Annotated in this window: 7 protein-coding genes; 6 read left to right on the top strand and 1 reads right to left on the bottom strand. The window is 42.5% G+C overall.

The window, feature by feature from the left end; all coding sequences use genetic code 11:
* The 5 genes from AC5V8P_RS19755 to AC5V8P_RS19775 all read left to right on the top strand — a co-directional run.
* Positions 1-1,090 (top strand): ABC transporter ATP-binding protein (locus AC5V8P_RS19755; protein WP_495473796.1); only part of this gene is annotated, 1,090 nt, incomplete at its 5' end.
* Positions 1,091-1,104: 14 nt separating this feature from the next.
* Positions 1,105-2,841, top strand: a complete 1,737-nt coding sequence (locus AC5V8P_RS19760; RefSeq protein ID WP_064796184.1) for an ABC transporter ATP-binding protein — start codon at positions 1,105-1,107, stop codon at positions 2,839-2,841.
* A gap of 14 nt (positions 2,842-2,855) precedes the next feature.
* Positions 2,856-3,803, top strand: coding sequence for a trigger factor (locus AC5V8P_RS19765; RefSeq protein WP_064796183.1), 948 nt, complete (start codon positions 2,856-2,858; stop codon positions 3,801-3,803).
* A gap of 3 nt (positions 3,804-3,806) precedes the next feature.
* Positions 3,807-4,121, top strand: coding sequence for a thioredoxin family protein (locus tag AC5V8P_RS19770; protein WP_064796182.1), 315 nt, complete (start codon positions 3,807-3,809; stop codon positions 4,119-4,121).
* A gap of 25 nt (positions 4,122-4,146) precedes the next feature.
* Positions 4,147-7,068 carry an insulinase family protein gene (locus tag AC5V8P_RS19775; protein ID WP_064796181.1) on the top strand — a complete coding sequence of 974 codons (2,922 nt, stop codon included), beginning with the start codon at positions 4,147-4,149 and terminating at the stop codon, positions 7,066-7,068.
* A gap of 60 nt (positions 7,069-7,128) precedes the next feature.
* Here the strand turns inward: AC5V8P_RS19775 and AC5V8P_RS19780 are convergent, their stop codons facing one another.
* On the bottom strand, positions 7,129-7,839 hold the full coding sequence (locus tag AC5V8P_RS19780; protein ID WP_064796180.1) for a helix-turn-helix domain-containing protein: 711 nt from the start codon (positions 7,837-7,839) through the stop codon (positions 7,129-7,131).
* 236 nt (positions 7,840-8,075) lie between these two features.
* Here AC5V8P_RS19780 and AC5V8P_RS19785 point away from each other — a divergent pair.
* On the top strand, positions 8,076-9,233 hold a 1,158-nt coding region (locus tag AC5V8P_RS19785; RefSeq protein WP_495473797.1), incomplete at its 3' end, for a MalY/PatB family protein.

Raw genomic sequence — 9,233 nt, forward strand, 5'->3', positions numbered from 1 at the left:
CGTGATCAAGGCGTTCAACAAGGAAGAGCTTGAAAGCAAACGCGGTAATCAAGCGATTCATCAATTGTATGATGCGCAAAAAAGATTGCTTTATATCGGACTATTTCAATTTCCCATCAACAGTATCATTACTTTGGCTCAAACTGTAATTCTATTGCTCATAGGCATTCCTCTCTTGCGGGATGGTCGATTGGATGTGGCGACCTGGTACGCCTTTTATATGTTTGCAACCAACTTGTTGAATATGGTTGCGAATAAAGGCGGCCAATGGGATGCCATTAAAACTACGCAGGGTTCCTTGTTTCGGGTAGCCCATGTCCTCAAAAGCCCGGAAGAAGGCATGGTTCCTTATGCCAAAGAGGCAATGGAGAGCGGAGATATCCATTTTAACAAGGTTTCTTTCCGTTACGATGACAGTTCGGAGGTTCTAAGCCATGCAACTTTTACAATTCCTTTCCAGCGAACGAGTGTTGTCATCGGCCCAAGTGGAGTAGGTAAAACGACCATCCTTAAATTATTGGAACGTCTGTACGAACCGTCTAGCGGAAGCATCGTTCTGAACGGGAGCAGCATCCATGAATTCAATATCCGAAAGTGGCGCCAGGGCATTGCTTATGTACCCCAAGAGGTTCCATTAATGTCCGGAACCATCAAGGAAAACATCCTATTCGGGCTGAAAGCCAAAATCTCCAATGAAGAGATTGTTGTGGCGGCTACTTTGGCGAATGCACACGTATTTATTACTGAATTGCCTCACGGATATGAGACACAGGTTGGACAGTTTGGTTCACAACTTTCGGGTGGGCAGCGTCAACGCATTGCGATCACACGGGCTATTTTACAAAATCCTAAAATTTTAGTGCTTGATGAACCAACAACAGCCTTGGATGCCATTGCAAAATCAGAGGTGCTGGAAGGGATGGAGAACCTGAAAAAAAATCGGACTGTCATTATTGTTACGCATGACTCTACCGTCATCCGACATACCGATCATATTATCGTGCTTAACAAAGATCGCAGTGTGTCCTCCGGATCGCATTCGGAAATGTTGGTAAGTAATTCGTTCTACCAAAGTATGATGAACCGATAAGGGGGATGAGGGTCTTGGATCAAAAGGTAGCAGTGGGAAAAACGGAGCAAACCTCCTGGAAGACCTTTCTTAAATTTTACACAAAAATCAAGTTCCCGTGGCATTTGTTGATTGCCACAGTGATTTTGACCTTTTCAATGACTCAGATCAACCTCCTGCTTGTGCCGTATACGGCTAAAGTCTATGCGGGCGGTATCACTGAAGCCAATTTTCTGCAAGGATTGATTCTGTGGAGTCTAGCCTATGCGGGAGTTACCTTTGTATACCAGTTAGTATACGGTTTCGGGCGAATCGTTGCAATTCGAAACACACAGAGGAATCTGTGGAGCAAAATTTTAAGGCTTCCCATCTCCGCCTATGACAAAGAACAGCCGCAGTCTCTCATTTCGCGCATAACATCAGATACGGAAAGTGCTGTTTCTGCTCCAACGAGTGTGGCGACCTTTTTTGCTTCATGTTACGGGCTCATCAAGGCATATGTAGAGATGAGCAAAATATACGACAAGCTGGCTTACCTGATCCTGTTTGTTATTCCATTTGCCTTTGTCATTATTTTCATTATTGGGAAATTACAGTACCGAATGAACTTTGCTATCAATAAAGCCTACTCCCGAATGACTAGCTTTTTTGCGGAGCGTCTGGCCAATATGCAGTATATCAAAACGGCAAACGTTGAAAATGAGGAGTACCAGAGCGGCATTCAGGCGAGTCAAATTAAGTACAAGGCAGATGTGCTTAATGCCATTCTTGAGACGCTACAGACGCCAATCGGGCTTCTGGTCCAATATGCCATCATGATTATTGTATTTGCCGGCGGTGCTTCTTATGTACGGAGCGGGGAGATGCAAATTAAGGGTCTGGTAGAGTTTTATTCATACTCCATGATCCTGCTGCCTTCCTTTTTTGAGATTGTTACTCAATGGTCAAATATAAAAAGCTCCCACGGCGGAACATACAAAATTGCTGCCTTGATGGACATGGAGAATGAATTGCTCAAAGGCAAATTCATGGTAGACAAAGAACAATCTGATATTAAGTTCGATCATGTTTCGTTCACATATGATGGAGAGCATCAGGTTCTAAGCGATATATCCATAACGATTCCGCATGGAAAAGTAACTGCAATCGTCGGGGAGAACGGAAGCGGAAAAACATCCATTCTTAAATTGATTTCACGCTTTTATGAACCCGATACAGGAGAGATCAAGTATGGCCAGCAAGGGTTATCGGATCTGTACATGAATGAGTGGAGGAATAAAATCGGTTATGTGTCCCAGAATAGCCCGATGATCCCGGGCACTATACGTGAAAACGTTGTCTACGGCGCGTCATCAACTCCTTCGGAAGAAGAGTTCCAACGTGCTGCCCAAACAGCCAATGTATTGCACTTCATAATGGAGCTAAAGGATGGATGGGACACTCAACTTTCCATTTCTCAAACTAATATATCTGGCGGTCAAAAACAGCGCATAGCCATTGCTCGCGCCATCATTAAAAGTCCGGATATCCTGCTTCTTGATGAGGCAACCAGCAATCTGGATACCGCGAACCAAAGGGAGGTGATGCAAGCATTGTTACAAGCGATGAAAGGTCGCACAATCATTATGATTATGCATGATATGAACCTGGTTCATCAGGCGGACCACATCATCGTGATGAACAAAGGATCTGTTGAGAGCCAAGGAACTTATGAAGAGTTGCTTGAACAATGTGAATCATTCAAGACATATATTGAATTACAAAAATGCTAGAAAGGGAGAACTACATGTTAAAACAAAGACTCAAATCGTCGATCATCTCAGAGCCGGATTTTCGGCAAATGGACCTTAATCCTGAATGGCTTCAATATTCGATTGACAAACATGCCGTAGAAGAAGAACTCCAAAGAATCCAAAAGAAACACAGACAATTGGTTGAAGTGAATGATGTCCAGAATGGAGATAGCGTTACGTTAAATCTGACCAGCGGGGAGAAGAAATATAATCGGGAAAATTTGACGATTAGCATTGGTTTAGGATTATTCAGTAAAGAATTAGAGGAGCAATTGATTGGAAGAAGAAGTCAAGATACCGCTGATTTGAATGTCCAAGGTCACGAGGTCCATGTTCAAATTGTCAGAATTGTCCGGAGCATTGTTCCACCGTGGACAGATGCAATGGCTGCTGAGGAACAGATTGACGGTGTTTCTACGTTTGAAGAATTGAAAGCTTATATAAAGGAACAAATTCGAGTCAATGTTACCTCGTCGAATTTGTACTACATTATCAACAGTGTAAACCGGCAACTGGCTGAGAAGGGAAAATACAACCTTATTCAAGAAGATCTGGATTTACTCACCCATATGGAACTGGAGCGAGTTAGACTTATAACTCAAAGTGAAGGCCTGGTTCTTGAAGAAATGACCGAAGAGCAGTTTCAGGGACGTATTCCAGTGAAGTCATATGAAGAGTTTATGCATATGATTATTTCATTGAATCAAACGAATTTGCCGATTCTCTTAATTGCCATGAAACATGCCGAAGAAGATCATTTCAGACCGACCGCTGAGGGTTATGAAGAGTATATTGCAAATATGGTTGAATCGTTCCCGGGACTAGATATTGAGGAAGTTAGACAGCGCATTGATTTCGATAACTATGCAAGCCGGAAGTACTTAGAGTACTTTGATCAGGAAGTTGAAACTTATTATACAACCCAATTACAGGAGGTTTAAATCATGGCCATTCATACTGCTACATCTGACAACTATGAGGAATTAGTTAAAGAAGGATTTGTGATTGTTGATTTTTATACGGACACTTGTGCCCCATGTAAGACATTTTCCAAAATACTGGATGCCATTGAATTTGAGCTCCCATTCGTAAACATCGTGAAAGTAAATGCAACGCAATATCCTGAACTTGGCGATAGAAATCAAATCCTAGCTACTCCAACGACTTTCTTTTATAAAGATGGGGAGTTGCTTGAACGCCATGTCGGTGTCATTCCAACAGATGAATTGAAAGAAAAAATCGGATCATACATGTACTAAATTTTTCAAGATTAGCGGAGGGATTATGCAAACAGTAGCGGATTTGAAGTCCTATCGGGTTCTTGAAATAAGAAACATAGAAGAACTGAAATCGGAAGGGATCGTGTTGGAGCATCTGAAGACTGGCGCACGTCTGGTTCTGTTATCCAATGAGGACGAAAATAAAGTGTTCAGCATCGGGTTTAGAACTCCTCCAACGGATGACACCGGTGTTGCTCACATTCTGGAGCATTCCGTATTGTGTGGTTCCCGAAAATTCCCTGCCAAGGATACGTTTTCGCAACTGCTTAAAGGTTCGCTAAATACATTTCTGAATGCCATGACCTTTGCTGACAAAACGATCTATCCTGTCGCTAGCCAGAACGAAAAAGACTTCCAGAACCTGATGGATATTTATATGGATGCGGTGCTATATCCGAATATTTATCAAAAAGAGGAAATCTTCCGCCAAGAGGGATGGAGCCATTACTTGGAGTCGACCGATGCAGAACTTCAATATAACGGAGTTGTATACAATGAAATGAAAGGCGAGTTTTCCTCGCCGGAACGCGTGCTGTATAGACATCAATTAAACTCACTGTTTCCAGATTCCATTTATTCGAAAGAGTACGGCGGTCTCCCGGAAGAGATTCTCCAACTGAAATATGAGGATCTATTGGCATATCATACAAAATATTACCATCCTTCGAACAGTTATATCTACTTGTACGGAAATATGGATATGGTGGCAAAATTGGAGTGGCTGGATCAGGAATACCTGAGTGCGTTCGAGCGAATGGACATGGATTCGCGAATCGATCTACAACCCGCATTCAGTAAACAGGCATACGCGGAGAATGAATATTCGATTAATACGCACGAATCGGAGGAAGACAACACTTTTCTTAGCTACAGTGCCGTTATTGGTACCAATCTGGATAGGGAACTCAGTATCTCGTTTCAAATTCTCCACTATGCGCTCATTGGTGCATCAGGGGCTCCTTTGCGACAAGCACTGTTAAAGACAGGGATCGCCAAGAACATTGTCGGCACCTACATGAACAGTATGCTTCAACCCGTATTCAGCATAACAGCAATGCAGAGCAACACGGAGCAATTGTCTGTATTCATGGATACGATTCAGCATACCCTTCGTCAGATCACCATGGAGGGGATGGAGCGTGATTTTTTACTTGCAGGCCTAAATACTTACGAATTTAATTATCGTGAAGCTGACTTTGGTCGATTCCCGAAAGGACTTCACTACGGTATCCAAATCATGGATAGCCTTATTCATGAAGGAAACAACCCGTTTATTAGTGTGGAAACCAATCAGATATTTGAACGCTTACGTGCCAGACTGTCTACACGTTATTTCGAAGAACTTATTGAACAGTACTTTATGAATAATCCGCATTCATCGGTTGTCGTGCTCAAACCGCGAAGAGGACTTGGCCAAATTCAAGAGGAAGCGTTGAAAGCCAAAACGCGTGACTACCAACGAAGCTTGAATGATCATGAAATTCAACGTCTTATTGAGCGAACAGCGGCATTAAAGGAGTATAAAAGTGCTCCATCAACGAAAGAGCAGCTGGACAAAATACCTATGTTGACCAGGGATGAGATCGCAACCTATACAAGCTACATCAGCCAGCATGAACATTTCGTGGATAACACATTGGTTCTGCATCAGGAACTGCATACAAACGGAATCGGATACTTGCGAATATTGTTCGATCTGGGGAGCATCCCGGAAGAATTGTTGAAATATGCGGGAATTTTGAAACATATGCTTGGTAATGTAGATACCGAAAATTATGAGTATAGCACGTTGTCCAATCAGATAGGCATTCATTCTGGAGGGATATACACCGGCTTAGCTGTGTATGCAAACACTAAACAGGTGGATGCTTTCAAGCCTACCTTTGAGTTTTCGGCGAAAATCTTATACGAAAAATTGGATTTTGCTTTAGATATGATCGAAGAAATGATGCTGCGCTCCAAACTGAACGATTCCGGGCGTCTATACGAGATTATACGAGAGATGAAATCGGATATGCAGATGTATTTAGTATCTTCGGGCCATATTACGGCTCAGAACAGGGCACTTTCTTACCATTCCAAGTCAGGTTATTTTCGAGATTTAATTAGTGGAATTGCCCATTATCAATTGGTTAGTAAACTGGAAGCTCATTTTGATGAGGAAAAAGATTTACTAATCAGCAAATTGCAGGAGCTTTGCAAGGCCATTTTCCGACCCGAGAACATGATGGTCAGTTATACTTCAGATGCAGAAGGCTTTGCCATACTGGAATCACGTGTACAGCGCATAAAATCGGGTTTGCATGTAGATGCTTCAGTGCAGGATCGAGCGATTGGATTTGCGCCAGTGCAAAAAAATGAAGGATTGGTTGCTGCATCACAGATTCAATATGTTGCGCAGACAAGTAATTTCCTATCGAAAGGATATGCTTACCATGGAGCGCTAAAAGTGCTTAAGACGATACTGACGTATGAGTATCTGTGGAATGAAATCCGCGTGAAGGGCGGGGCATACGGGGTGAATAGCAATTTCCAACGAAACGGTGACATGACATTATCGACGTATCGCGATCCGAATCTGAAAGCAAGTTATGATGTGTTTATGAATATACCGAATTATATCCGTCAGTTCCACGCCGACGAGCAGAATATGGCACGTTATATCATAGGAGCCATTCGTGAACTGGATGTTCCGAGAAGTCCGGCAGATGCAGGCTATGAAGCGATGGTGCGTTATCTGTGCAGCTTCTCGGATGAGGATGTGCAGCGAGAACGGAATGAAATTTTATCTGTGAGCGCGGAAGAAATCGTGAGCCTAGCTTCAATGGTCGAAGCCATGTTGGATGATCGTTATATTTGCGTAGTAGGGAACGAAGGGAAACTTCAAAGCGAAAAAGATCTGTTCCATGAACTTGTGGATTTATAAAAGGTTTTGCAGACGGCCGGGATCGAGTTCATTCGAATCCGGCCTTTTAATTTGAATCCTTCAAGTGATCGCAAACATATTGTACATTTTCATTCTTCGTATATCGTCCCTGGATATTTTGAGTTCATTGATGAGTTCCTGATTCTCGGTTAACGGACATCTGGAGAACAGCATTTTGAGAGCGATCGGCATAAAAGGGCGGAAAGAAACCCCGGACATTAATGCCCACTTTTGTTCTGATTCAAGAAAAGACGCGAGAATGTTGATCGTCAATTTTTCTAAAGGTGTAGCTTGGTTCGTTAAAATAAGAGTGGTTAGCGTGTCATAATGCTCAGTATGACCTGAATATGAATTTTCGCATTGCCAGTATTGGTCGAAATCCCGAACGTTCATATATAGCATCGTTTTGTAACCGGCATCATGGGTTTGAGCAAAGATATCAACGACGCATCGGATCAGTTTGTTGATTCTGCCATCGTAAAAATAGGAGTAGAAGCGGTTAGAATTTTTGAAAAAGGTGTTGGGCATGTTCTCCAATAATGGAGACGGTTTTATAGGTTCAGAGTACAATAATTGTTCTACCTGAACGTTTAATGCAAGCGCTATGGCATAAAGTGTATCGATATCCAATGCGATATCTCCAGTTTCATATTTCGAAATAGTGGCTTTGCTTTTGTAAATCATCTTCCCTAACTCTTCCACGGGTATCCCCTTATACTTGCGGATGCTTCTGATTTTTTTCCCCACTTCCCGGCTGATTGAAGATGTCACATGATCTCTCCTTCGGATGTTTCTTATGAATAGACAAAGCTGTGATAACAGGTGAATTCGATTGTGCTTGTAATTAGTATAGCATAAATCGTATTAAAAATTTCTTATCACGAAACAAAAATAGCATAGTGTTTCTTCTGACGAGAATATTGCCGTTTTGAACGGATTACTTTTAATGTGAAATAATACAAACAAGGAACGCTTGAATATCGTGCGAGGAAGAGAGGATTGACGTGATGAAGTATAATTTTGACGAAATCATTGATCGTAAAAATACGAACTCTATGAATACGGACGGCTTTCGTGAATACATGTTCAAAGGGAGGGAGAACTTTAGTTTCCCTTACAAGGATGACGAATTTGTACGCATGTGGATCGCGGATATGGATTTCGCGACTCCACCTGAGATTATTGAGGCGATACAAAAGAGGCTTAATCAACGCATCTTCGGTTATAGCCAAGTGTTTGATCCTAATTATTATGTGGCCCTATCAAATTGGACCAGACGAATGTATGATTGGACTTTCCCCAAAGAACATCTGGTAACCTCACCAGGCATTATCCCTGCTCTGTATGAGTTATGTGAGTATATTTGCAAACCTGATGAAAAAGTGCTGATTCTAACGCCCTCTTATGCCTTTTTCCAATCCGCTGTGGAATTCAATAATCTGGAGCTGGTTTGTTCGGAACTAAAAAATGAACAGGGGCATTATGCTTTAAACTTTGACGATTTTGAAGCCAAAGCGAACGACCCGAAGGTCACGTTATGCATCTTCTGTAATCCGCATAATCCAACGGGCCGGCTCTGGAAAGAAGAGGAGCTGCGGGGGATTGGCGAAATTTGCCTAAGGAACCATGTATGGATTATCTCGGACGAAATCCATTGCGACTTGCTTCGGAGCGGCCTTTCTCATACGCCGTTCGCCAAATTGTTCCCGCAATCAGATCGAATCGTCACCTGTATGGCTCCTAGCAAAACGTTTAACATGGCGGGTCTGATGTTCTCCAATGTTATTATCCCTAACAAGGAGCTTCGGGAATTATGGCTTCGTCGTCACTATTCATTTAAAAATCCATTGAGCATTGCGGCCACTCAGGCAGCCTATGAGCATGGGCAGCAATGGCATCAGGAATTATTGAAATATCTTGACGATAACTTCAAGTTTACGGATGGGTTTTTACGTAAACACTTGCCTGAATCCGAATTTACGATCCCTGAAGCCACTTACCTGGCGTGGGTCAATATTAGCAAATACACTGCGGGAGAGGAAGACCTGACAGGCCTTTTCGCTGCCCAAGCAGGTGTGCTTTTAGAGGATGGGAGCATGTTTGTTGATAATGGACATGGGTACATTCGTCTTAATTTGGCATGTCCAAGAGCTATTTTGAAGGAG

Source organism: Paenibacillus sp. N119s, from assembly GCF_059447605.1.

Coding starts and splice junctions, on each gene's coding strand:
- AC5V8P_RS19765 (WP_064796183.1), top strand. CDS start 2,856: ATGTTAAAACAAAGACTCAAATCGTCGATCATCTCAGAGCCGGATTTT.
- AC5V8P_RS19770 (WP_064796182.1), top strand. CDS start 3,807: ATGGCCATTCATACTGCTACATCTGACAACTATGAGGAATTAGTTAAA.
- AC5V8P_RS19775 (WP_064796181.1), top strand. CDS start 4,147: ATGCAAACAGTAGCGGATTTGAAGTCCTATCGGGTTCTTGAAATAAGA.